Here is a 25,910-nt window from a genome sequence, read left to right on the forward strand (position 1 = left end):
ATTTATTTCGACATACAAATACAAAATTCCTTCTTAAATAAGAATGATTATCTTATTAGTTTAAAAAGTCCGCCCTCCTTCAGGAGAGCGGACCCTTCCCCCTTACGGGGTATGGCGGGACAAATCCTGATACCCGGCCGGCCTTATCTCCCATTCCCCGTTCGGATGGTACGTAAGGGAGCCCTTGGCAATGCCGGGCTTCCGGATCAGCGTGCCCGAGACCGGAAGCGGATAGGGATTGCCGGAGGATGGCGTCCAGGCTTTGTCGCCGATGACATCCACCACTTGACCGCCCTTCACCAACTCAAAGGCACAGATGACATACCCGTCGTTGCCGTCTGCGGTCATCTCCAGCTCATCCTGATAGTACTGAACAGGCGTAATATCCATCAGGTCGTAGAAGGTGTAGTTGATCACGATGCCTGTGGTCCCCGGATAGACCAGACCGACGACGGCATAGGACTTCTGCGGGATATCCCGGTTCTTCATTACTTCCAGCTGGCTGGTCTTGGTGTTGTACCGGTATCCGACCACCTGGTAGTCCGTCGAGTTTTCACTCTTATTGTAGATTTCCAGAGCGATTCTGCCATCGCTTCCCCGGGTGTACTCGGAGAAGAAGGCGCCGGCCCCCTGCTGAGCCTCCACCGTAACCTCCACGTATGCGGCGGTATGATCAGCTGCCACAACCCAATACCTGGAGGTTCCCAGGGAGCCTGGGAAGACCCTGAAGATCTTGCCGTTCATGGCCTGGACTCCGTCTTGGGTCATGGCCCCCTGCTCCTGCCGGTATACGGTAAACGCGCTCTGTGCCGGGAAATAGGCCGACAGATCGTAAGACACATCGGATACGCCAAGCTTCGTGACGATCTGGCGGGAATGCACCACCTGGGCGGTCAGGACGGAAATGTCCGCGCTGACGCTGCCTCCCCGACCATCGGCAGCCGTCACCGTTACGGTGCTTCCGCCTGCAGCGGAGCCCGGTGCCAGCGTCAATTGGTCCCCTTGGATCGTAGCCGCAACCTTACCGCTGTCCGCCGCCGTAACCGAATACGTCAGGGAATCGCCGTCCGCATCCGCGAACAAGCCCGACAGAGAGAAGCGGTTGGGAGCGACGGAGCCGCCGATCACCTGAAGCGGGATACTGCCGGCGACGGTGGGCGCTTGGTTCGAGGAAGCCGTTACGGTAAAGGTCATTCCCGCAGAGGCGGCAATGCCGTCACTAGCCGTAACCGTGATTACGCTGGTGCCGTCCGTGATCCCTGTCAAGGTCAGGGTATGGCCGGATATGCTCACCGCCGCCACGCCCTCCGAAGCGGAAACCGCCGTATAGGTCAGCCCATCGTGATTCGCATCCGCGAAAGCTCCCGACAGCTCAACCGCTTGCGTACCTCCTACGGTGACGGTTTGATCCGGAATGGCGACAGCCGCCTGAGGAGCCTGGTTAAGCTCCACCGTAAGACGGAAGGTCCGCTCCAGCGAGCCTCCATACCCGTCCGCGGCCGTTACGGTGACGTTGACTGATCCGGTCGCTGCCGGAACCGCCTTGAGCTGCTGTCCGTTAACGGCAGCCGCAGCGATAGTCGGATCGGAGGAGACAGCCGTGAACGTTAGCGAGTCCCCGTCATCATCGCGGAACAAGCTGAGGATATTCAGGTCCTGTTCACCCTTCTCCAGCACAACCGTGAGGTCGGCAAGGGTACCCGAGGAGGGGTTCCGGTTGATCCGAACCTTGAACTGCTGCTCTCCCTTACCCCCTCTGCCATCCTCGGCCGTGACCCGGATCCCGGCTGAACCGCCTGCTACCGGATGGACCGTGAGCATCGTTCCGTTCAAGCTGACCGATGCCAGTCCTGGATCAAGACTCACAGCTCCCAGGGTGATAGCATCTCCGTCCGCATCCACGAAAGCCTGGCTCACATCAACGGACAGGTCCCCTTGTCCCAGCGTTATGCCCTGGTCCGCAAGGGCTTGGTCCGCTGCCGGAGCGCGGTTGACCGACAAGGCGAAGCTTAGGCTTGCGGAGCCACCGCGGCCGTCATGGGCCGTCAATTCCACCGCCGTCAGCCCCGGAGCCAGCCCCGTGAGCTTCAGCAGATTGCCTTCCATCACCGCCAAGCCTCTGCTGCCGTCGTTTCCGTCAGGAATCTTCGCTTCGATGGTGACCGGGTCGCCATCCGGATCCCGGAAGAGACCGGTCAGATCCATAGGAGAGTCAACAGCTCCGATGGTCACCGTATGGTCCGCCAAGGTACCCGTTGCCTCCGGCGAACGGTTCACCGTTACCCGGAGCGTTCCGGTGTAGGCTCCGCCACGGCCATCCTCCACTAACAACGTCAACTGGACGGTTCCGGCGCCAACCGGTTGGAGGACCAGACTCGTTCCGGTCAGGGTAGCGGAAGCTATATCCGCTGCATTCGGGCCGAGGGTGAAGACGATCGGATCCCCATCCGGATCCTTGAAGTAATCCATAAGCTCCACGTTCCGCTCCGGCCCATTCAGCTGAATCGTCTGATCCGGCACCGCCTTCATCCGGGGAGGCTCATTCACCGTGAGGGTGAACGGAATGGCCGCCTTGCCGCCTTTTCCATCCGTCGCGGTAATGGTGATCGTCGCCGTTCCTCCGGTCCGCGGAGTAAGAATGAACTCATTGCCGCTGCGAGCAAGGTCCGCCAAGGCGGGATTGCCAATCACAGCATCCAGAACCAGCGTGTCTTGATCTGCATCCGTGAACAGACCGTCCGTCGGAATCCGGACCGGCGCATCGCCAACGGTAACCATCCGGTCTGCCAGCACCGCCGACGTCTCCGGAGCACGGTTCACTAGAACGGATAACGAAGCGGCCGCTTCACCGCCGCGGCCATCCTTGGCCTTGACCGTCATACCCGCCGTTCCGGGAGAGATTCCCGTAAAGGTCAACCGGGCGCCTTCGGCTGCCGCTTGAAGCAGCTGCGTATCCGGTGTGCTCCACTCGAAGCTTAGCCCATCCCCGTCCAAGTCCCGGAAGAAGTCGGTGAGGGTCAGCACGACCGGGTCCCCGCCGATGGTTACGGTCTGCTGTCCGAAGGCCGTGCTGCTCTCCGGTGCCCGGTTGACGGTCATCCGGAAGCCGGTGGATGCTTCCCCGCCACGGCCGTCCAGCGCTGTCACGGTAATGGCCGTGCTGCCAGCCCCCGCAGGGGTAAGCGTCAGCACGGAGCCTGCTAAGGAAGCCGCCGCGACGGAAGGATCCTGAACCTCTGCCCGGAAGGTCAGGAGGTCGTGGTCCTCATCCCGGAAGGAGTTCTGCAGATCCAGCGTGAGCGGTCCGGTCCCCAGCGTGACCAGTTGGTCCGGAACGGAAGCGACAGCCGGCGCCCGGTTGATGGTGAAGCGGAACGAGGTCTCACGTACGCCGCCTTTTCCATCCTTGGCCTTCACGGTGATGACAGACATTCCTGCCGATTTCGGGACCAGGCTGAGCCTGCTGCCGAGAACCGATGTGTCCGCAAGTGCGGTGTTCTGGGAGGCGGCCTCATAGGTTAGAGCGTCCCCATCCGGGTCGGAGAATACGTTCATCAGCTCCACGATCTCATCCGGACGGCCGATGGTGCCCACCGTATCGTGCAGCGGATTCTGGAGCTCAGGCGGACGGTTGACCAGTACCGGAAGCGTTCCGGTCACCGACCCGCCCCTTCCGTCCGAAGCAGTGACCGATACCGTGAGCGTGCCTTCCTTCACCGGACTAAGCAGCAGGCTGCCGCCGGAAATGGATGCCCCCGCCAATCCGGGATCCGAAGCGACGGCGGTGTAGGTCAACACATCCGGGTCCGCATCGCTGAAGAACGCGGCCAGATTCACGCTCACCGGGTCCGCCCCCAGCGTCACTACCGTCTGATCGATATTGGGCTTGACGGTGGGTGCCGTATTGACATAGACCGTAAATCTCGAAGCGCCGGACAAGCTTCCGTCCGAGGCCGACAGCTGAATCACACTGGAGCCGGCAGCTACCGGAGTGATGATCAGCTGCTTGCCCTCCAGCTTCACGGTGGCCACCGTTCTCGTCCGGGAATTGGGGGTTATCGTAAGCGTATCCCCATCCGGATCCAGGAAGACGCCCGAGATATCGATGGTCACCGGACCGCCGGTGAGCTGGATCGTCTGGTTCGGAATGGCCGCCACCTGAACGGGAGAAGAGTTCAGCGGTGCCGTGGACACCCCGTTGATCTGGCTAATCTGCGTCTGCGTGCTGCTGTAATTCGGAATCACGTTGCTGGCGGATACACCGGCCGGCAGCGTCAGGTTATCGATCTTGGCGCTTGTGCCGACGGTCAGGCTGGCGGAGGGGGAGACAACGGTCAGGGTTCCCACCGTTCCTTGATTGTTCAAGGTCACCGGCGCTGTCGAATCCAGCTTCAGCACGCCGATGTTTCCCGTTCCGGTCAGCACGGTCGGATCCGTGCCGGCAATAACCAGCGTCCCCACAGCGGCGCTCAGATCCACCTGCTTGGCACCATCCTTCAAGGTTACCTGCCCGATGGTGGCATCGGCTGAGCCAACGATCATCGAGCTGCTGGAGATCAGCATGGCATCAACGGAGGTTGTGCCCAACGATTCGACGCGGACGTTCTCCTTGTTCACCTCCACCTGTCCCAGCTGGGAGTTCGAGAAGACCACCGTATGGGAATCCCCGCCATTCACAACGGTTTTCCCCGCCACCGTCACGTCATCCATCCAAAAATCATTCTCGACTCTCTTCGTAATCTCGAGATCGCCCAATACGTCCAGACGCTTCACCGAAGTGTAGTCTCCGGCGATTCGAAGAGACCCGTCCAAGACGGTGCCCTGGCCGTCCAGCATCAGATTGCGGGAAAACTCCGGCTCCCCTTCGGCCGGAGCCTTTCCCCCGGCGGTGATCGTCAGCTCCTTGACGGCAAGCAGCTGCCCGTCCCTTGCCTCAAAGCGGATACGGGCTCCCTTCAGGATGTCCCGGTTGCTCTCGGCGAAGATCCCTTGGAGCGGCTTCGCCACCGTATAAGAAATGCCGTTGATCCGGACATGCCCGGCTGTAACGGCCTGGAGCTCTAGATCAGGGGAATAGCCCGCTGCATACGCACGCAGGAGCACCTCGGCGACATCCTTTCTCTCCACGGGAAGAAGGGGATGGAATAGATCCGGCGCGTCGAACAATCCGCGCACCAGCGCTTGCTCCACATAGCCACCGGCCCACCCGGAGATCTCCGCCCGGTCCGCAACCAGCAGCCGGTTGGGCTCGGCTGGCGGCCGGTCCTTCGAGGCCCGGATCAGAATGGCGGCCAGCTCCTCCCGGTTCACGGGGTCCAGTGGGCGGAAGGTGTTCCCCGTATCTCCGGTCATGAGGCCTGCCTTGCGCACCGCCTCGATGTAGGGAGCACTCCAGGACTCCGGGCTGACATCCCTAAAGTTGGATTCGTTCGGCTCCTTCGGAAGATGCAAAGCGGTGGTCAGGAGCTTGGCCAGCTCCTGGCGGGATAACGAATCCGCGGGGCGGAACCGTCCATCGGTGTCACCATTGATCCAGCCCAGCTCCACAGCTTGCCGGATGGCGGACTGGTATGCGGGATCCAAGCCTTCAATATCGCTGAACCGCACGACGGTGTTGGCCGGGTCCGCAAGGGCACCGCCAGCCTTGGCCGCTGTTCCGTGGGGTGTGACCGCAGCTGTCAGCACCATGGTGGCGACGAGCCATTTGGGTAAATTCTGCTTCAAGAACCATTCCTCCTGACCATGTATGGGGAGCATATTGGTATTGTGGGTTGGGGAACTCGCCCCGATATCGATACGGGTACGAATGCCTATATTCTTCGTCATCTTTCGACATAATTCCTCTAATCTAATAATCAATTCTATTTAAAATTTATTAAAAAGAAGAGGGCGCCCTATGTTAGGCGTCCCCTCTCGCGATCCACTATTCCTTCGACTCCAGCTTGCCGAACCAATCCTCGCTCAGCCACCTCTTCAGGGTCTCCATTCTTTCCCGCCCCAGGTGCTCCGCAATCCGCTGCTCCAGCTTCCTCTTGGAATCCTCCAGCTTCTCGCAGCAAGCAAGGCCTTTCGGAGTAAGAACGATAGGCTTGTCCCGCACGTTCCCTCCGGAATGCTCCGTCTCCACCAATTCCAGCTCCAGCAGACCCTGAACGCACTTATGGGTTCCTTGGCGCGAGATATGAATGCTCCGTCCCAGCTCCGATACGGTCAACTTACCCTGCAGGCGCAGGACCGTCAGGATATGGGCTTCCGTTTTACTAATCCCTTGTCCGTCCGTTTCATGAAGCTTCGCCCGAAGCTCCATATGCTTATCGCTGATCTGGTCGATCAAGCTTAACGGCGACAGCTTATCCTCCATACGTATCCACATCCTTGGTTGTTGACTCGCTCTATTTTGTCAACCAAGTTGACAAAGTGCGGTCCGTTACCTTATTATAAGTCAAAACCCAATAGGATAGAAATGGAGCGTACGATGGGCAAAAATAAGAAAGAATCGTTTGTCTTTACGACGATCATGTGCTTTTTGATGGTGCTGGTGATGAGTTTCTACAATATTGCGCTGTTCGGCGGCTTCTCGGATACCTTCATCCGACAGTTTATGACGGGGTTCTTCCCCGCCTTGGCGGCCGCTCTGCTCCTTGACCTGTTCGTGGTGGGGAAGGCAGCCAAGGGGCTGGCCCACCGGCTGCTCCGTCCTTCGGATCCGCTGATCAAGAAGATCCTTCTGATCTCCTTCTTCATGGTATGCGGCATGGCGGCCTGTATGTCTCTCTTCGGAACGGTAGCCCATTACGGCTTCGCCCCCGAGAGCTTGCGCCACTACCCCCGGACGTTCGGATTGAACTTCATCTTTGCACTCCCGCTGCAATTTCTCGTGGTGGGTCCCGTAACCCGGCTGCTGTTTACCCGGATCTATCCGGCTCCCGTGAAGAGCGCCGCCTGATGTACCAAGACGCTTCCCTGCCCGCTTCCAGCGTGGTATGGGAAGCGTCTTGGGTTCTGCTCGCCCGTTCCAGCTCTTTCACCGGCCAAACGGATAAAATCTCTTGATGTTTCCGGCAAACCGGATATAATTTATATTGATAGTTTGTTTATTAAACTAACTATATAACAAGGAGCTGTTTACCGTGACCCCTCCCGTGAAACCGAAAGAGCCGTTAGTCACCCACATTTATACTGCCGATCCTTCCGCCCATGTTTTTGAAGGCAAGATTTACATTTATCCTTCCCACGATGTGGACGAGGTTCTGGAGAGCAACGACAACGGCGACCAATATGCCATGGAGGACTATCATATCCTCTCCCTGGACAGCTTCGATTCGCCCTGCGTCGACCATGGCGTGGCGCTGCACCTGAAGGACATCCCGTGGGCCTCGAAGCAGCTCTGGGCTCCGGACGCCGCGTACAAGAACGGCACCTACTATCTGTTCTTCCCCGCCCGCGACCACGACGGCATCTTCCGCATCGGCGTTGCGACCAGCTCTTCCCCCTCCGGTCCCTTCAAGCCGGAGCCGAACTATATCCCCGGCAGCTTCAGCATCGATCCTGCCGTTCTGGTCGATGACGACGGCCAATCGTATATATACTTCGGGGGACTGTGGGGCGGCCAGCTGGAGAAATGGCAGACCGGCTCCTTCGTCGCAGATGCCGAGGGTCCCGATGCTGCGGCACCCGCTCTCGGCCCCCGCGTCGCTCTCTTGAGCGACGACATGCTCACGTTCGCCGAGACGCCGAAGGAGATCCTCATCGTCGATGAAGAAGGCAACCCGCTCCTGGCCGGAGACGAGGACCGGCGATACTTCGAAGGTCCGTGGGTCCACAAGTATAACGGACTTTATTATCTCTCCTATTCTACCGGCTCCACCCATTGCCTGGTCTATGCCGTCAGCCCGAATCCACAGGGTCCCTTCGTGTTCAAGGGAACGATCCTGACTCCGGTCATCGGCTGGACCACCCACCATTCCATCGTGCAGGTCGGCGAGAAGTGGTACCTCTTCTACCACGACAGCTCGTTGTCCGGCGGGGTGGATAATCAGCGGTGTGTGAAATACACCGAGCTCCATTACAACGAGGATGGCACCATCATCACCATCGATCCCTATAAGGATTAAGACGCCCCCTCAGGTCTGGGAAGCGGGCTGAGATCCTTCCGTCCTGAGAGATGACGAACTGGGGATTTTCACACAAAAGAGGCTGTCCCATATGAGGATGTGTCGTTGGATGCAAGTCGAGCGGGCCCGGTTTTCCGGGCTTCTCTGCAAGCTAAGACGACACTTCTCGTATGCTGGACAGCCTCTTTGTGTTCCTGAATGCTCCTCCTACTCCTTCAGCACATCCAGACTGGACAGCCGCCGGCCGTCGAAGTCGAACAGCGTCAGGTTGGACCAGCCGTTGCTGTGGCCTACGGACCACTCCGGCTTGGAGGGAATCCAGGCGGGCTCCCACCAGTACCAGCCTGCTCCTCTGCCGTCCGGTACCTCCCGCAGGATGGAGAGGAAGTCCCGAAGATAAGCCGCCTGACCCTCCACCGTGGCCGGATAGCCCTCATGCAGCTGCTCCTCGCCGGAGACGATGAAGGCGAATCCTTCCCGGGGTGTAAGCGTCCAAGGATAAGCAGTTTCCACCACGACAAGATCTTTCCCGTAGCGCTCGGCCAGGTCGTTCAGATTTTCTCGCAGCGCTTCCAGATCCCCGTGCCACCAGGAATAATACGACAGCCCGATGGTGTCGTAGTGAACGCCCAGCTCCCAGAACCGGTCCAGAAACTTCCGGCTCCCCTTGTTATCGCCGCCCCGGTCAATGTGGATCATGATGCGGATGCAAGAATCTGCCTCCCGGACCGCCTGGATCCCGCTCGTCACCAGAACCGCCAGCCGCTCCCACTGTTCATCCGTATCCCATTCGCCGTCGACCCTGCCGTCATCCCACAGCAGGCCCGGCGTGATCTCGTTGCCGATCTGGACCTCGTCGGGCAGGGTGCCCTGGTCCCGAAGCGCTGTCAGCACCTCCGCCGTATAGGCATGTACCGCATGGACCAGCTCGGGGAAGGCGAGCTCCGCCCATGCCCGGGGCTTGGTCTGCTTCGCCGGATCCGCCCAACCGTCCGAGTAGTGGAAGTCCAGCAGGAAGCGAAGGCCCTGCTCCTTGATCCGCCTGGCCATCCGGAGCGTCCGCTCCAGATTGCAGTAGCCTCCCGGCGGGTCATTCCAGATCCGCAGGCGGACCGCCTGGACGCCGCTCTGCTTCAGAATGGCCAGACAATCGGCCGGCCCCTCTCCATCGCGGAATATGCCCCCTTCGCTCTCGATCTCATCCAGAAACGAGACGTCCATCCCATGGATCACCGCTTTTGCCATATGAAAATCTCTCCTGTCCGTCTATTCTTTGACCGATCCCAGCACCAGGCCCTTGACAAAATACTTCTGCAGGAACGGGTACACCATCAGCACCGGAACCGCTCCGATGAAGATCTGGGCTGCATTGACCGTCTTCTGCGAGATCAATTCCATCTGCTTCGGATCAATGCTCATGGAGCTCATGTCATGTCCGATGATGATGGTCTGGAGGAAGGTCGCCAGCGGATAGTCCTCCTTGTTGTTGATGTAGAGAAGCCCGTCGAACCAGGAGTTCCAATGGAACACCACGCTGAACAGCGCCAAGGTGGCGATGGCCGGAAGCGACACGGGCAGGTAGATGCGGAACAGCGTCTTGAAGTGGCCGGCCCCGTCGATCAGCGCCGCCTCCTCCAGCTCCTTCGGCACCCCCCGGAAGAAGTTCATCAGGAGCACCGTCAGGTACACGTTGACCGCCCCCGGCAGCACCAGCACCCAGAAATGGTTCATGAGATGCAGCTTCTGGATGACCATGTAGAACGGCACCAAGCCTCCGTTGAAGATCATGGTGAAGACGAAGATCCAGGAGTATACGTTGCGCATCCGGAAGACCTGGGTCTCCTTCGACAGCGGGTAGGCCGCCAGGAAAGCCAGCAGCAGGGTCAGCGCCGTTCCCAGCACCGTCCGTTCCACCGACACCCACATGGAATGCAGGAACAGCGGTGTCTCCAGCGTGGTCTTGTACGCCTCTAATGACAGGTCCACCGGCCAGAGGCCGACCAGGTTCCCGTCCGCCGCTGACTTGGCGCTGAAGGAGACCGCCAGCACATGGACCAGAGGGATGACGCACAGGATGGACAGCACCAGCAGGAGCGCCGTATTGATGGCATTGAAGATCCGGTATGGGACGGTTTTGTAATACATGCTTCTTCCCCCTTCTTAGAAAATCCGGTAGTTGGCCCATTTATAAGCCAGCCGGTAGGATGTCAGGATCAGGATCAGGCTGATGACGGATTTGAACAGCCCGATGGCGGTACCGAAGCCCATCTCTCCGCTGATGATGGCCGTCCGGTACACGAAGGTATCGATGATATCGCCTTTCTCATAGACCGTCGGGTTGTACAGGTTGAAGATCTGATCGAAGCCCGCGTTCAGGATGTTGCCCAGAGCCAGCGTACCGACGACGACGGTGATGGGAATCAGCGCGGGAACGGTGATGTGCAGCGTCTGCTTCCACCGGTTGGCGCCGTCCACCTCCGCCGCTTCGTACAGGGACGGATTCACGTTGGACAGCGCCGCCAGGAAGACGATGGCCCCGAAGCCGAACTCCTTCCAGATGTCGCTTAGGATGACGGTGAAGCGGAACCAATTGCCATCCATCAGGAAGGGGATGGGCTCGATGCCGAAGGCGGAGCCGAGCATCCGGTTGACGAAGCCTCCGTCCGTGGACAGAATGTCCAGCAGGATCCCCCCCAGGATGACCCAGGACAGGAAGTGGGGCAGATACACCAGCGTCTGGATCGACCGCTTCAAGCCGTTCCGCCGGATTTCATTCAACAGGATGGCGAAGAGGAACGGAGCCGCCAGGTTGAACAGAATCTTGAAGACGGCGATGAACAGCGTGTTCCAGATGACCTCCATGCTGTCCTGCCGGTCGAACAGGTACCGGAAGTTGTCCAAGCCCACCCACTCCGAGCCGGTGAAGCCGAGCCAGGGCTTGTAATTCTGGAAGGCCATGATGATCCCCGCCATAGGCACGTAGCTGAAGACGAGGAGGAAGATCAGCGATGGCAGGAGCATCAGATGGAAGGGCCATGATTTCAGTTTCATATGGGAATCCCCGCTTTCTCCGTTGGTTATAGCCTGATTATAGCAAGGCCCCTCCGCGCCGCAGTAGACACCAAACCCAACATAAATGGCATTATTTTAGCTACTTTCCATCGTGACTGTGTCCCCCCCAAAAAATCAAAAGCCGCCCGGTTTGGGCGGCCTGGTCATACGATAATCTAGAGCTTATTTCTGAGAAGCCTTATTGATCTCGGTGAACCAATCGTTGACTTCCTTGGTGATCTGGTCACCGCCGGAGGACTTCCAGGTCTTCACGAAATCATCGAAGGCATCGGCATTTTTCTTGCCGTATACGATCTCGTTCAGCATCTGCATCTCGATCTTCTGGAGATAATCCTGCTTGGACTTCATGGTCTCAGTGGTCGGACCGGTATACAGATTCTTAAGCGAGATGCTGGGCTGCGACATGAGCACCTTAGCGGCTGCCGGCGTCTCCTTGCCGTAGTTGTTCTTGACTTCCTTCTCCAGACGGGTGGCGGCTTCCTTGCCGTCGGCCAGGTTCATCAGCGCCTTCATCTGGGCGTCCGGGATCCGGGCGCCGTCGCGAACCAGCAGGTAGCGGACCGCGTTGACCGTGCCGCCGGGAATGCTGTCTCCATAGACCGGCTTGCCTGCGGCGTCCAGATCATAGTCATAGCCCTTGAACAAGCCCAGATCGAACGGACCGCCCGGCTTCGGATCGGCCAGATATTCGAACATGTAGTTCTGGTACGTGAAGAGAATCTCCGGGTTCTTCATCTTCTTGTTGATCAGCACCACCCCGTTGGTGAAGTCGGTGCCGTGGCGCCCCGCCTTGCCGTCCGGACCCGCCGGAATCGGATAGGGCTTCCACACCGCTTGGGGCACATTCTTGGCAGTATCCTGGAGCGGCCAGCCGCTCATCCAGTACGGTCCGGCCATGATGCCCGCCTTGCCTGCAACCGCAGGCTCCGCCGTCTTGTTCTCATCCCAGAGGGCGGCTTCCTTCGGAATGTAGCCCTTGTTGTACCATTCGGTCAGCTTCGTCAGACCCTGCTTCATCGCTGGTTGAATGGAGCCGTACTCCAGCTTGCCGTCCGCCGACTTGTTCCACTGCTGCGGAACCGTGCCGTAGGCGCCGAAGATCCAGGAGATGCTGGACATCCAGGTATTGGTCTTCTCCTTGAAGCCGACGCTGAGCGGAATGACCTGATCCGGCTTCAGTCCGTCCGGATTCTGGTTCTTGAAGGCGTCCATGATCTTCTCCAGATCCGCCATCGTCTTCGGCCCTTGAAGCTTCAGCTTATCCAGCCAGTCCTGCCGGATCCACAGCAGATGGTCGTGGTTGTACGCATAATCGAGGACGGGGATGCCCATCTTCTTGCCGTTGCGGATATATGGATTCCATACGCTGGAGTCCACCGCCATGGCCTTCTTCCAGGTGTCGGAGGCATACTTGTCGAACAGCGGCCCGACCTCCTGGAACATGCCGGAATCGATCAGATCCTGGGCCAGCTTGGCGTCTCCCACCGTAATGACGTCGGGCATCTCCTGGTTGGAGGACATGGCCAGCCGGAGCTTGGTGGCGAAGGCATTGTTGGTATCGGTGACGGACCAGAGGGACTTGATCTCAATCCCCAAGGAATCCTTGGCCCAGCGGGTGGCCACGTTGTTCTCGATGGTCTCGTTGTTCTTGAACTTCAGCGCCGGATCCACGCCCCACACGGTGGTGATGGTAACCGGCGGATCGTACTTGGTCTTCGCTCCGCCGCTTGCGGCGGCTGAAGCGGCGGGTGTGCCCGCTGCCGGTGATGGAGAGGCGGCGTCCTCTTTTTTGCTGCTGCAGCCGGTGAATGAGGCCAGAACCATGGCGGCGCCCAACATGGCGGCCAAGCCTTTTTGCGTTGATCCTTTCATCGTGCTCCCCCTTTGTGGCGATACGTTCTTTGCATCTTCAGTATAAAGGGACCCGCTTCCGGAACATATGACAGGATCATAAGATTTCTGCACCTTTGCCAACCTCTTCTTCACCGAAGATTTACTGGTCCCGGAATTCGTTGGGGGTCATGCCGGTGTATTTCTTGAACATCTTGCTGAAATACTGCGGATTCTGGTACCCCAGCTCGGTGGTGATCTCATAGATCTTCTTGTTCGTGTGGCGCAGGAGGTAGAGCGCCTTGTCCATCTTCATGCGGATGATGTAGTCCCCCAGGCTCTCCCCCGTCTCGGCCTTGTAGATCTTGGACAGGTAGACGGGATGAAGGAAGACGCGGTCGGCGATGGTCTTGACGGACAGATCCTGCCCCAGCTCCACGGCCACCATCTTCTGCACCTGCTTCACGATATAGCTCTTCGTGTGCAGATCGCTGACCGACACGTCCTCCTGAAGCGTATCCAGCATCCGGAACGTCCAGGCCCGGACCTGCTCCAGGGAATGCATCATGTTGGGGTTCAGGATGGGATCGAAACCGGAGGCGTCCAGCTGGGCCATGGACAGTCCTCTTTTGTGGGCGATATAGATGATAGCGTTGCTCACGGACAAAAAGATGCCGTACAGCTGCTCCATCGTGTACCGCTTGGCTTCCAGATCGCCGAACACCTCGCCTACCTTGCTCCGGGCCGCCTCCCACTGGAGGGATTCCAGCAGATGCAGCAGGGTCGGCGGCTTGTAGAGAATCTCCGCCGAGGGGACCAGCATCTCCCTCGTATCCCGGTCGTTCAGAAATTGAACGCTTCCCGCCTCATCCTGCGCCGAGAGGAAGACGGCGTTCAGTCCGGTCCTATAAGCGCCGGAGATGCCGTCTGGGAAGGAGAACCAATCGGTGATGACCACCGACAGCTCCCCCTTCAGATAATTGCTCACATTCCGGCGAAACTCCTTCACCAAGGCGGTGAGCGCGGATTTCCTCGCCTGCTCCGAGTCCGGAAGGCCGGCGGCAGCGGGTTTGGGAGAGAGCAGAACCAGGAGACAGCTGTGCGGCGCCTTGCAGGACCAGGCATGGAAGGTCCCGCCGAACACCTCCTCGGCAATGTTGCCCACCGCATATTCCATCAAGGGAACCGAGCCGGAATCCAGGGAGGTGAAGCTGCGCCCGAGCCGGATCAGAAGCAGCACCGCATGCTCGTCCATGACGGGCGGAAGCTCATATTCCGACAGCTTGTCCCGGAGCCTGCCCGGAGACAGCCGCCGTCCCAGCACCAGCTCGTGCATCAGATTGGCCCGCAGCACGCTGAAGTCGGACTTGCGGTGATAGAGCAGCTGGTTGTACCGCTCCGCCTGCTCCCACTCGTCCTTCAGAGACCCGATGGCATTCGTGACGGAGGTCACGAACTCGCCGTCGTCCACCGGCTTCAGGATATAGTCCGACACCTGGAGCTGGATCGCTTTCTTGGCGTATTCGAAGTCGGAATGTCCGGTCAGTACCAGACAGCGGACATGAGGCCACCGGGCGGAGACCTCCCGGATCAGCGCCAGGCCGTCCATCTCCGGCATCCGGATATCCGTCACGAGGATATCCACGGACTGCTCCTCCAGAATCGACAGAGCATCCCGGGCGGAAGCCGCCTGATGCACGCAAGCCACGCCGATCTCCGTCCAGGGGATCGTCTCAGCCAAAGATTCGGTTACATACGTCTCGTCGTCTACCAGCAGAATCTCAATCATCCCGGTTCTCCCTTCTCCTCTTGGGGCAAGGTCACCCTCCATTGCAGTACCGCTTTGAAGCCTCCCCATTCCGAGGAGCCGAAGCTTAATCCGGACTCGCTGCCGTACCGGAGCTTCATCCGCTGATGCACGTTCCAGAGGCCGCAGCCCATCTGCTCGTCCATGGGATGCCCCAGCTTCTGCTCCAGCACCGGAAGCTCCAGGCCGTTCACGCCGTTTCCGTCGTCCTCCACCGTCAAAGAAGCCCATCCGTCGCCGTATTCGCCCCGGATTCGGATCCGTCCCGCGTCCGCGCGCTTCTCGATGCCGTGGAGGACCGCATTTTCCACCAGCGGCTGGAGGACCAGCGGCGGTATCATCCATTTGGTCATCCGCAGGGGAATGTCGATCTCGAATTGAAGACGGTTCATCCGCATCCTCTGGATCTCCAGATAGTGGGTGACGAAGACCACCTCTTCCGACAGGGTCACCATCTCCTTTTCCTGCCGGGTCGTATAGCGGTAATAGTGGGACAGGCTCTGGGACATGGCCACCACCGCCTGCACATTCCTAAGCTTCGCCATGCTCGAGATGAAGGAGAAGCAGTTATAGAAGAAGTGGGGGTTGATCTGGGACTGAAGCTGCTTCAGCTTCGCCTCCCGGACGTGGATCTGCTCCAGATATACCTTGTGGAACAGCTCCTCGATCTGGACCACCATGGAGTTGAACCGGTCGAACACGAAGGTGAATTCGTTATTGCCCTTGGTCTTCATCCGCACGGAATAATCTCCGTTCTTCAGCCTCTGGAAGCCCTGCACCAGCTTCTTCAGAGGCACCTGGACCTGGGCGTACAAGAGATAGGCCGCCACGCTGCACATGAGCAGGAGCCCGGTGACGGAGACATAGAACAGACGGTTCGTGGTCTGGATCGGCTTCATGATGTCGGACATCGGGATATAATCGATGAGCTTCCACCCGGTGACGGCGGAGTACACGGTATTGACCATGTACGGCTTCCCGCCGACGGTAAGCGTCAGATGCCCGCCGGAATCCGGGCCGGCCTTCATCAGCTCCGCGATGATCCCGTCCGCTACGTCCCGGTTGGCGGAGCGGTTGTAAATGACCCCCGTATCCTCCTTGTAGAATAGGGGGTCCCGTCTGCCGTCGCTCTTGAAGCGGTCCAGCAGATCCTCGATGTTGGTGCTGTCGAACCGGACCTCAATGATCAACCCGGCATGGCTGAAGGTCTGGGTGATATTGTACGGATACACCGTGAATAGGGAGAACATGTACTTGGTCTGCCCCGGCTCCCCCTCCTTCGCCACCTGCCAGCCCGGCTTGATCTGGTCCTGCAGACGAGCAGGCTCGAAATAACCGGCATCGTTGTCGGACAGGACCCGGCCCAGGGAGGGGGAGTAGATATAGATTTTGCTCTTCCAGTTGGAGGAGCTCTCCTGAATGTTCAGCTTGCTCTGGATCCGCTTCACCAGGTTGATCGTATCCAGGTCGAAATAGGGACTGCTCGCGACCTCATCCTTGAAGGCCATAATGTCAGGGTCGTGCAGCAGCAGGGTGGGCCACAACGCCACGTTGTCGACGGCGGTGTTGACCTGATTCTGGAAGAAGGCCAGCTGGTTCGTATTGGACCGGTTCAGCTCCGTTCCCAATACGTCGGTGCTCGTCTTGTTGGAATAGAAGTATAAGCCGATGATCGGAAGCAGCATGAGAAGGAGCAGCGTGATCATTTTGGAGTACATGTTGATTTTCGGCATGCGGCACCGGCCCTCCGTCCCTTCGTCTGTCGTCCTTCTATTGTAGGAAATCCGGCGGGTCCGCTCAATCCTTATTCGCCGGGGGAATCCCCATCTTTCATTGTAGAAGAGGCAGCGGATCCCATCCACGGCACAAAACGAAGGTTCCGGCACTTTATGCAACCGATCCGTCCATGACGAACAGACGCCTGCCGGATGGCAGGCGCCTCTTGTCGCGGCAGCGAGTCCGGCCGCCGTTCACGTATGGACGGATGTCAGCGCTCCCCGCCTGTGCCGGTATAGCCGGCCAGCCTCAGCAGCTCGTCCGCGTCCTCGACCTGCAGTGCTCTGGCCAAGGACAGAACCGCTTCCTTGGCAGGGACCCGCTCCCCCCTGAGCATCGCGGGGAGAAGGGAATAGCTGATTCCGCTCTTCTCCGCCAGCTTGCGCAGCGTCATGTTCCGCTGGGTGCGCAATTGTTCGATCTTCTGTCCGAATGTCACGGACACGCCTCCTCCTGTGGGATCGAAAGACCCTCATCACTCCTGATAGCGGTATTGTACCATTCGATTCCGCCAAACGCACCAAAGAAGCAGCCCAGGCTCTCCGGCCCAAGGCTGCTTCTATGGTTTACTGTCTATCCGCGGGTTTCCCGCTCCGCTTCATCTTGGCGACCTCGGTTCCGGCCAGCATCATGATGCCGATCCCGTGGTTGTCGTTGGTCACGGTCCGGAGATCCTCGTTGTAATAGTCCGGGGCGAAGGAATACCGGGAGCCGCTGCACACGCCGTGCACGTTGCCCTGCCGGTCGATGGCGATCCGGGTCAGCCCTTCCCAGGCCCGTAGGGCGGCGGCGGCAAACCGCTCAGGCTCCTCCAGCCAGCCGAAGCGGACACCGCGCGAGAAGCCGTAGGCGAACATGGCGGTGCACGAGGCCTCCAGATACGTATCCGGACGATTCAGCACCTGATGCCACAGGCCGGTGTCCGATTGGAGGGCCAGGTAACCCTCGCACAGCTCCCGGTAAAAATCGAGCAGCGCCGGCCTGTCTTCATGCTCCAGAGGCAGATGCTCCAGCACCTCCGTCAAGGAGAAGAGCACCCATCCGTTCCCCCGGCCCCACGGGATCCCCGTCGCCCGGTCATACTTGAAATCGTAGACGTGGGACATAATCCGCTCGGCCGGCATGTACAGGTACTTCTTGAAGCGGAGAAACTGCCGCGCCGCCTCATCCAATACCCCGGGCCGCCCCGACAGCGCCGCATAGCGGCACAGGAACGGCGTGCTCATGTACAGATCGTCCGCCCACATCGTATCGGCGGAATATTCTCCCGGGCACGTGCGGTAGAAGGCTCCGTCTTCCCGGCGCTCCAGCCGGTTCAGCATAAAGTCTGCGATCCGGTCGGCGATAGGGCGGAAGGCGGCATCCCCGCAATCCCGGTAGGCCTCCAGCATGGCCGAGCCGAAGGAGCCGCAGTTGTCCAGCATCTTCATCAGCACCAGCTGCTGGTTGACGGAGGGAAAGCCGTACCGCTCCTTATCCCAGAGCGAGTAGTCGTACCAATCCGTGCAGGCCTGGACGTGCTCCACAGCGTAGGAGACCAGATCCGGCCGCTCCAGGAAGCGGCCCGTCCGCAGCAGACCGTAGATGGTGACGCCCAGGGGGTAGTCCCAGCGGGCATAGTTGGTGGTGCTGCCCACGGTCCATTTGTTGCTCAGCATGGCGTTCTCGTAGTAAGGCCGCAGGCAGGCATCAGGAAGATCCAGCCTCCAATAAGTGGGCTCCGGCCGGTCCTCCGAGCCTCCGGCCGCCGGATAGAGCCGGTCCGTCCGCTGCAGGTCCCTGATATCCGGTTCCGGCGATCCAGGCTGGAAGGGACCGGCATACAGGTATGGTCCTCCGGTCGGGCCGTGAACCTGCACCGGCACCTGCAGCCGGACCGGTTTGCCGCCGGCGGCGACCGCCACGTCGGCTCCCCAGCTCTCTTGGCCGCAGACGCTTCGGACCAGGAGCTGATAGTCTCCCGGCGGGCAGGGCAGCTCCACCACATGGTGCCCGGCAGCCGTTTCAGCCAGCGCCTCCCGGCCGTTCAGCCATACCGTCACCGGTCCGCGGGCCGTGATATCAAGGGTGACCGTCTGCGCCGACGGAGCCTCCTGCCGAAACCGAGTCCAGGCGTAGGCCGCATGGCCCGGCATCACCCCGTAGATCCGCTCCAGCGCCGGAAGGGCCTGCTGTTCCCCGGTCCACCCGCATATGGGGTGCCAGAGCAGTCCGGCCGTATGCTCGGAGGCGTACAAGTCCGGCAGCGCAGCCTCCTCCGGCACGGCATCCCGGTCCACCGGGGCTGAGAAGACCCAGCCCGCTTGGCCCTTCCGCTCCTCGAACGGGGCCAGCACGTTCAGAATGCGCACCTTCGCCTCATCGGAGCCGATCCGGCAGCCGAAGCCGGCAGGCGTATGCTTCAGCTTCAGGAACAGGCGGTTCCAGCCCTTCGTGAAGGTCACATTCAGCTTCACGCCGGCTCCGGGCGTGATCTCCTCGATGACCGAGGACCGGTACGCCATAGCGCCGTTGAAGTAGAAGCGGACCGGTCCCAGACATTGGACCACCAGATCCAGATTCCGCTCCTCATCGCTCCAGACGAGCCCCGCTCCATATGCCCACTGCCCCGGCCGGGCATCGGGGAAGCGGCGGCCCAGGTCCAGGTCGTACAGCCCCTCCGCATTCTGCAGCACGCCGCCGGCAAGGAAGGTGCGCAAGACGAAGCCGGAGGGAGGATTGGCACCTACGTACCGCTGGGCCAGCACCTTTAAGATTTCGGTTTCATCGTCCCCATAACGGTAATGGGCGCTCTCCTGCTCTTGAAAGTAGACCGTCATGTTCGCTTCCTCCCTACGCTCCCGGCGCCGACTTCGGCGAGCAGCGGATGATGAATGTATGATCGATGGGGCTGACCAGATGGACCAATAGCTGGCGGCAGCCCTTCGGATAGGCCATATTGCGGATGAAGGCGGACGTATGCTCCATCGCTCCCCCCTCCACCTCGATCCAGTCCTCGCCGCATGTATACCGGGCGGTCCCTTCGCTCCACAGGAGCCGGTCTTCTCCGGCGGGCTGCGCACCATCGGCTTCCAGCGTCCCCTCCGCGCCGAACAGGAACATCACCTGGGTCAGCACGTTCTCAGGATGCTCCGACCGGATGCGAAGGGTCCAGCCGTCCGCGGTGACGGCCGCCTCCACCGAGGGCTCGTGAGTCTGCAGGTGGGTCACGGACCGCCGATGATGCGGAAGCAGGTACCACGGACTGACCGCTTCCGACGCGGTTGCGGGGAGCTGGTCCTTGGGAACGGGCCCATAATAGCCCTTCTCCTCCCGGGCGGTGAGCCGGTAGACGCCATGGTCTTCCTCCAGCGTCTTGAACCTGACGGTTCCCGGCTCGAAGGTGGAGCCGATCTGGACGCCCAGCAGCTTGGCGCGGCCATGCCACAAGGAGAAGAAGGAGATGGCCTCCGTCATCACCGTAACGCTGTCCGCTCCCGACCGGTACCGGAGCACGGGTGCGCCAAACTCCGGGTGGAGGCTGCTGTGCGAGATCTTGCCATGGTGTCCTGCCTGCTCCATCCGGGACAGGTAGTCGGAGCGGTCGAAGCCGCCGTTCAGGATGATCCGGTATTCCGTCGGAATCGGCCCCGGCTCCACCACGCGCTCCCGAAGCTCCGGGTGAAGGAGCAGGTTCAGCATGGCGTTGTTCGGAAGCGCGCCCGGATGAGTCAGCGCTTCATCGGCCAGCTCGGCCATGGCGGCGAATAAGGGATCCCCGTCATGCACGGCCATGATCCGGTAGATGGAGTAGTACCCTTCCAGGGTGGCCGGATGGCCGTAATCCTGACGTCCGGAGTAATCGGTCACCACTTCGCCGTTGGGGTGGATCAGGTAGGCCATCATCCGGAGATTGGCCCGCACGCCCTCCAGAAGCTCCGGCCGGTCCAGATACCGGGCCGCATAATAGAGATTGATGTCGCTGACCGCGTTATAGATGCCGTTGCTCCGTTCCGTCCACTCGCCGTCCGGCGTAATGTCCAAGCCTTCGGCCAGCCATTCTCCGGCCCGCTCCTTCAAGGCCTCCAGGCCGAACAGGTCATAGAGCGCGCCGAGAGCCGAGGAGAGGACCCACCGGTGGTTGGGCGTATGCACCCCGCCCGTCAGCATGGCAGGCACCGCCTGCTCCAGGAATCGGCGGATTCCGTCCGCTACGGGCTGGGCCGGCTCCCATCCGCACCGCTGAAGCAGCTTGTAGACTTGGGACAGCCCAACGACGTTGAAGGCCGTATCCGGCGGGGAATGGTAATTGGTCCATCCCGGAGAGATGGTGCCGTCCTCATGCTGGTGGCTCAGCATGAACCGGACCAGCTTCTCCAGACGGTCCAGCAGCTGAAGGTCCTGATAATAGGCGGAATCCGGGTTCACGACAGCCGCCGTCCAGAGAGCCAGTACCATCAGAGAATTGGTATGGCTTGGCCAGGGGATACCCGTCGCCGGGTCGGTGACGCCACCGAAATAGCGGCTCGCCGGGTCTAGCACTTGGCGGGATAGAGCCTCCTGCGCCCAATGGTCATTGATGTTCACCAGCTTGGCATAGATCATGGCTGCATCCCTTCTCTCGCATTCCTCGCCGCTCCGGCCCGGGCCTCCAGCTTGCCGGTCAGGATGCGGTGGCTCTTCTCGATGTCCTCCGGCGTACAGGCAGCCTTCAGCTCATACACCTTCACGGGGGCGGCCGCTATGGCCGGGAGGAACACGTCGAAGAACTCCGTGTCCCCGCTGTGGACGTACGGACACCAGTGGTCCGCCAGCCCTACCGTCTCATGGATGTGGACGCCGACGATCCGGCCGGTCATGGCCTGGATCTCGGCCGCATTCGCATACAGGCCCATCCGCTCCATCATCATGCCGTGGCCGATGTCATACCACAGGCCGAGAGGCGCTCCGGCCAGCCGGCCGATGATCGTATCCGCTTCCCGCAGGGTGGGAATCTGGTTGCAGCGCGACCGGGTTTCGATTCCGAATTGGACCTTGTACCCTCGCCGGACCGCTTCCCCGCATACCTCCTCCAGACTTCGCTCGATCGTACGGATGTAAGCACCGCTCAGAGCCTCCCTGCGTCCGAGCATCTCCTCCCACATCCTGCGGTACGCGGGGGAATCCGGCCCCTGCTCGTGATACACCTTCTTCAGCTCGTGGTCCACCTGGGTGTCAAAAGGCACCTCCCCCGGATGCACCACCACCGCTTCGGCTCCGTAGCGGTGGGCATATTCGGCGGAACGGAGGAGAAGCCGGACAGCCTCGCGCCGCCGGTCCTCGTCCTCGAATCCCAGCAGTACCGAGTCCGTGCCGTAATCCGGATCCGGTACATGGGGGAAGGTATTGTGCACGCTGGAGATGCCGATCTCCCCCTGCTCGATCATCGGCTCGATGGTCTCAAGCAGCTCCTTCGTGACGTTATAGTTCAATTCCACCCGCGAGAAGCCCAAGGACCGGATCTCTTCGATCATGGCGCGGCCCTCGTTGTGGCGCTTGATATTCCAGCAGGTGGAGAAGGAATATACGCCTTTATCTGTCGGTATCATTGCAATTCCTCCCTATTCCTTAATCGCGCCCAGCATAACCCCGGACACGAAATACCGCTGCAGCCACGGATACACGATCAGAATCGGCACGGTGGAGAAAATGACGGTCGCCGCCTTCAGGCTCTCCGGCACCACCGCCTGCATCTGGCTCTGGCTGCCTTCCATTCTCATGAGGTCGGTGACCTGGCTGTTCTGGATCATCTGATAGAGCTTCAGCTGCAGCGGGTACAGCGTCGGCTTCGTGATATACATGAGGGCGTCCTGGAAGCCGTTCCACCGCCCGACAGCATAGAACAGGCTCAAGGTGGCCAGCGCCGGCATGGACAAGCGCAGCGTGATGCGGACCAGGATGCCGAAGTAGCTGCAGCCGTCGATCTCGGCGGACTCCTCCAGCGCCTTCGGGATGCTGTTGAAGAACGAGATGAGAATGATCAGATTGAAGGCGCTGATCATGCCCGGAAGCACCAGGCTCCACATGCTGTTCAACAGATTCAGGCTGCGGATCAGAATATACTCCGGAATCATGCCGCCGCTGAAGAACATGGTGAAGATGATGACCATCATGAAGAGGGAGCGCCCCTTCAGCTCCTTTTTGGACAGCGGATAGGCTGCCGCTACGGTCATCACCATACACAAGGCGGTGCTGAGTACAGTCAACCCGATGGTGAAGAACAGAGAATGGATCATGGCCGGATTGCTGAACACCTTCTTATAGGCTTCCATATTCACGTCCATGGGCCACAAGGATACCTTGCCGGAGGTAATGGGCACGGTCCCGCTCAACGAGACCGCAATGATATGCATAAACGGAACCAGGCAAAGCACTACGCTAATGGCTACGATCGTGATGAATACCGTATCGTACATGCGGTTAAGCGCCCGTTCGCTCATTTCGATGTCCCCCTTCTGTCACGCTTAAATGATGCCGTCGCCTGTCAGCTTCTTGGAGGCGTAGTTGGCCCCGAGCAGGAAGAACAGTCCCACGACCGCCTGGAACAGTCCCACGACCGTCGCCAGCGTGTACTGGCCCGACTCCAGACCGACGCGGTAGACGAAGGTGCTCAGGACGTCCGAATACTCGCGGACCACCAGATTGCCGATAATATACGGACGGTCGAAGCCGATGGAGATCATGTGGCCCAGGTTGATGATGAGCAGCGTGGCCACCGTCGTCTTAATGCCGGGCAGGGTAATGTGCCAGATGCGCTTCATCCTGCCTGCTCCGTCCACCTCTGCGGCTTCGAACAGCTCCTTGTTGATGCCCGTCAAGGCGGCCAGGTAGAGAATCGTCCCCCAGCCTGCGCTCTGCCAGGCACCGGCCAACAGGTAGGTCACCAGCCAATAGTTCTTGTCGGAGAGGAACGGAATGGCCGAATAGCCCCAATTGGCCAGCATGTTGTTGATCATGCCCGATTGGGTGCCGAACACCTGGTAGACGATGCCCCCGATGATGACCCAAGAGATGAAGTGGGGAATATAGAGAATCGTCTGGGAGAGCCGCTTGAACCAAACGATTTTGATTTCGAACAGCATGATGGCCAGGATGATCGGGGCCGGGAAGGAGACCACCAGATCCAGGAAGTTCAGCATAAACGTATTGCGCAGCGTCTTGACGAAGTCGGGATTCGCGAACACCTCCCGGAACGCGTCCCAACCGATCCACTCGCTTCCGCTGATGCCCTTGAAGAAGTTGAAGTCCTTGAATGCAATCTGTACGCCGTACATCGGGCCGTACTTGAAGATGATAAAGTAAACCATCGGCAGGGCGATCAAGGCGTATAACTGCCAATACCGTCGAAGGTAAACCTTGGATTTCATGCTCCATCCCCCCAAAACCGCTGTATCTTGCCATCAAAGGAGCGCCGCTTGACGCTCCTTTGACCTAAGACCGGCGAGATTATTTCGCCTGTGCTTCCTTCCAGGCTGCCTTGCGCTCATCCAGCACCGCTTGGCCGCCGCTGGACATATAGCTCTTCATCATCGAATCGAACACGGAGCTGAACTCCGCCGGTTTGGCCATCGTCGATTTGACGATCAGCTCCTCCGCTTTCTCCAGCAGCGTGGTGCCGTACTTGCTCTCCGCTTCGATCGGACGAGGCATGCTGAGCGGACCGACTCCGTCTGTGCCGGAGATCTTCAGAGCTTTGCGCGCATCCGCATGGTAGCGCTCCGGGAAATTTTTGACGAAGGCTTCATCGCTCTTCTCTTGGGTGTCCAGCACAAGACCGTTGGCCAGAATGCCCAGGTCGCCTCCGCTGTAGGTGTTGTTCTTGACCGCATCGGACTGATTGTCGATGACCATCGGGATGCCGTTGCTGTCCAGGTTGTAGTTCTGGCCCTTCACGCCTTTTTGGATGGTCAAGAGGTTGTCGCCGGAGGCCATCCAGTTCAGATACTTGATGGCTTCCACTCCGCTCTTGCTGGACTTGGGGATCATGATGTACATGCCGTTGGGCGCAGAGATCGGCTTGGTATGCTTGCCTTCCTTATTCGCATAAGCGTCGATTGGGGTAAGAACCGCTTGAGGCACGTTTTTCTTCAGGGAATCGTAGGTTCCGTCGTTGTAGAAGATGTTGATGTTATCCTCGCTGAAGAAGCCGACCTTGCCGTTGGCGATGTCCTTCACCAGCGTTTCCTTCTTCTTGTCCAGGGCGAAGTCCGGGCTCATCAGGCCTTCGTTGTACAGCTTGTTCATGAACTGGACCGCATCCTTGAAGCCCGGCAGGAGAATCGGGTATTCGCGGGAGGCCAGCGTCTGAGTCTGCTCGAAGCGTTCCTGCTCGCTGATTTTGCCGATGAAGGACCAGACCAAGGACTCGTATTGGGCTGGAGCAATGCTCATGCCCAAGGGAATTACCTTGCCTCCTGTGCCTCCCGGATCCTTCTCCTTGAAGGCCTTCAGAACGTTGTAGAGCTCATCCGTGTTGGTCGGAGCCTTCAGCCCCAGCTTATCCAGCCAATCCTGGCGCACGAAGGAGGCGTACTTGCCGGTGGTGGAGCGCTTGGCAGGAATGGCGTACTGCTTGCCCTTATACTGGCCGAACTTCAGAATGTCGTTGCCCAGGAACTTGGTCAGATCAGGCCCGTACTGCTTCAACAGGTCGGAGACCTCGGTCAACCCCCCTTGGGAAGCGTATTTATTGAAGGTTGCCGCATCATATGTGATGACGATATCAGGAACCTCCGTATTGCTGGCCATGAGAATGTTCAGCTTCGATACCTCTTCACTGCGCGGGACCGGGACGAATTCCACATTAATGTTGTTCGGCTTGCCGAAGTTCTCTTTCACGAAGTTGGTGAGGAATGAATTGGTGATCGTCATGCCCTGCGGCGCGTTGCCGCGGTCCCAGATCTCCACCTTCAGGTTGCCGGCCTTGGCCGGGGCAGCTGAACCGGCCGCCGAAGACGCCGACGCTTCGCCCGCGCTTTTCCCTTCATTCTTGTCGGTCGAACAAGCGGACAACAGCGTCATGCCGGCCATCATCATGGACAAGCTTACCACGAAGGCCTTTTTCGTTTTTCCCTTTTGCATGAATGCCTCACCTTACCCTCTTTTTAGTTGTCAACCCTAGAAGCCCGCCCCGTCCGTTCGGGGTCGTCTGCCTCTGGAACCGATTATTCCACCCCGGGCCACATCCCGCAATAAACTAGTTTCCGAGCATAAACCCGAGCCCCCGAGAGGCGATTTCCACCGCAACTAAACATTTTTCCCGATAAACCAAATTGTATCCGCCGGTAAAAAAA

General features: G+C 59.6%; 17 protein-coding genes. 2 read left to right on the plus strand and 15 right to left on the minus strand.

What is annotated here, in order from left to right; all coding sequences use genetic code 11:
• Positions 1-102: 102 nt before the first annotated feature.
• Together ACSEXW_RS00290 and ACSEXW_RS00295 are read right to left on the minus strand one after the other, a co-directional pair.
• Positions 103-5,724 carry an S-layer homology domain-containing protein gene (locus ACSEXW_RS00290; RefSeq protein WP_438444085.1) on the minus strand — a complete coding sequence of 1,874 codons (5,622 nt, stop codon included), beginning with the start codon at positions 5,722-5,724 and terminating at the stop codon, positions 103-105.
• 199 nt (positions 5,725-5,923) lie between these two features.
• The gene (locus tag ACSEXW_RS00295; RefSeq protein WP_438444086.1) at positions 5,924-6,361 is read right to left on the minus strand and encodes a MarR family transcriptional regulator; all 438 of its coding nucleotides are present in this window, start codon (positions 6,359-6,361) and stop codon (positions 5,924-5,926) included.
• A gap of 114 nt (positions 6,362-6,475) precedes the next feature.
• Here ACSEXW_RS00295 and ACSEXW_RS00300 point away from each other — a divergent pair, with 114 nt between their 5' ends.
• Both ACSEXW_RS00300 and ACSEXW_RS00305 read left to right on the plus strand, forming a co-directional pair.
• The gene (locus ACSEXW_RS00300; RefSeq protein ID WP_438444087.1) at positions 6,476-6,946 is read left to right on the plus strand and encodes a DUF2798 domain-containing protein; all 471 of its coding nucleotides are present in this window, start codon (positions 6,476-6,478) and stop codon (positions 6,944-6,946) included.
• Positions 6,947-7,130: 184 nt separating this feature from the next.
• The gene (locus tag ACSEXW_RS00305) at positions 7,131-8,114 is read left to right on the plus strand and encodes a glycoside hydrolase family 43 protein (RefSeq protein ID WP_438444088.1); all 984 of its coding nucleotides are present in this window, start codon (positions 7,131-7,133) and stop codon (positions 8,112-8,114) included.
• A gap of 207 nt (positions 8,115-8,321) precedes the next feature.
• Here the strand turns inward: ACSEXW_RS00305 and ACSEXW_RS00310 are convergent, their stop codons facing one another.
• From ACSEXW_RS00310 to ACSEXW_RS00370, 13 genes are all read right to left on the minus strand, one after another.
• Positions 8,322-9,359: a glycoside hydrolase family 53 protein gene (locus tag ACSEXW_RS00310; protein WP_438444089.1), complete on the minus strand. Its 1,038-nt coding sequence runs from the start codon at positions 9,357-9,359 to the stop codon at positions 8,322-8,324.
• A 21-nt stretch (positions 9,360-9,380) separates the two neighbouring features.
• Positions 9,381-10,259, minus strand: coding sequence for a carbohydrate ABC transporter permease (locus tag ACSEXW_RS00315; RefSeq protein ID WP_438444090.1), 879 nt, complete (start codon positions 10,257-10,259; stop codon positions 9,381-9,383).
• Positions 10,260-10,274: 15 nt separating this feature from the next.
• Positions 10,275-11,165 carry an ABC transporter permease gene (locus tag ACSEXW_RS00320; protein ID WP_438444091.1) on the minus strand — a complete coding sequence of 297 codons (891 nt, stop codon included), beginning with the start codon at positions 11,163-11,165 and terminating at the stop codon, positions 10,275-10,277.
• Between the two features lie 183 nt (positions 11,166-11,348).
• On the minus strand, positions 11,349-13,058 hold the full coding sequence (locus ACSEXW_RS00325) for a type 2 periplasmic-binding domain-containing protein (RefSeq protein ID WP_438444092.1): 1,710 nt from the start codon (positions 13,056-13,058) through the stop codon (positions 11,349-11,351).
• 121 nt (positions 13,059-13,179) lie between these two features.
• The gene (locus ACSEXW_RS00330; RefSeq protein ID WP_438444093.1) at positions 13,180-14,805 is read right to left on the minus strand and encodes a response regulator; all 1,626 of its coding nucleotides are present in this window, start codon (positions 14,803-14,805) and stop codon (positions 13,180-13,182) included.
• Positions 14,802-16,556 carry a sensor histidine kinase gene (locus ACSEXW_RS00335; protein ID WP_438444094.1) on the minus strand — a complete coding sequence of 585 codons (1,755 nt, stop codon included), beginning with the start codon at positions 16,554-16,556 and terminating at the stop codon, positions 14,802-14,804. Before ACSEXW_RS00335 ends, ACSEXW_RS00330 begins: the two co-directional genes overlap by 4 nt.
• A gap of 254 nt (positions 16,557-16,810) precedes the next feature.
• Positions 16,811-17,038: a helix-turn-helix domain-containing protein gene (locus tag ACSEXW_RS00340; RefSeq protein ID WP_438444095.1), complete on the minus strand. Its 228-nt coding sequence runs from the start codon at positions 17,036-17,038 to the stop codon at positions 16,811-16,813.
• Between the two features lie 127 nt (positions 17,039-17,165).
• The gene (locus tag ACSEXW_RS00345; RefSeq protein WP_438444096.1) at positions 17,166-19,418 is read right to left on the minus strand and encodes a glycoside hydrolase family 88/105 protein; all 2,253 of its coding nucleotides are present in this window, start codon (positions 19,416-19,418) and stop codon (positions 17,166-17,168) included.
• Positions 19,419-19,431: 13 nt separating this feature from the next.
• Positions 19,432-21,183 carry a prenyltransferase/squalene oxidase repeat-containing protein gene (locus ACSEXW_RS00350; RefSeq protein WP_438444097.1) on the minus strand — a complete coding sequence of 584 codons (1,752 nt, stop codon included), beginning with the start codon at positions 21,181-21,183 and terminating at the stop codon, positions 19,432-19,434.
• Entirely contained in the window at positions 21,180-22,166 is a 987-nt protein-coding gene (locus ACSEXW_RS00355) for a sugar phosphate isomerase/epimerase family protein (RefSeq protein WP_438444098.1), read from the minus strand. The genes ACSEXW_RS00350 and ACSEXW_RS00355 overlap by 4 nt, the downstream gene beginning before the upstream one ends.
• A 12-nt stretch (positions 22,167-22,178) precedes the next feature.
• Positions 22,179-23,057: a carbohydrate ABC transporter permease gene (locus ACSEXW_RS00360; protein ID WP_438444099.1), complete on the minus strand. Its 879-nt coding sequence runs from the start codon at positions 23,055-23,057 to the stop codon at positions 22,179-22,181.
• Positions 23,058-23,081: 24 nt separating this feature from the next.
• The gene (locus ACSEXW_RS00365) at positions 23,082-23,984 is read right to left on the minus strand and encodes an ABC transporter permease (RefSeq protein ID WP_438444100.1); all 903 of its coding nucleotides are present in this window, start codon (positions 23,982-23,984) and stop codon (positions 23,082-23,084) included.
• Positions 23,985-24,063: 79 nt separating this feature from the next.
• Positions 24,064-25,698, minus strand: coding sequence for an extracellular solute-binding protein (locus ACSEXW_RS00370; protein WP_438444101.1), 1,635 nt, complete (start codon positions 25,696-25,698; stop codon positions 24,064-24,066).
• Positions 25,699-25,910 lie beyond the last annotated feature (212 nt).

The organism is Oryzibacillus soli, assembly GCF_051594765.1.
In the GTDB taxonomy this organism is placed as follows: domain Bacteria; phylum Bacillota; class Bacilli; order Paenibacillales; family NBRC-103111; genus Paenibacillus_AR.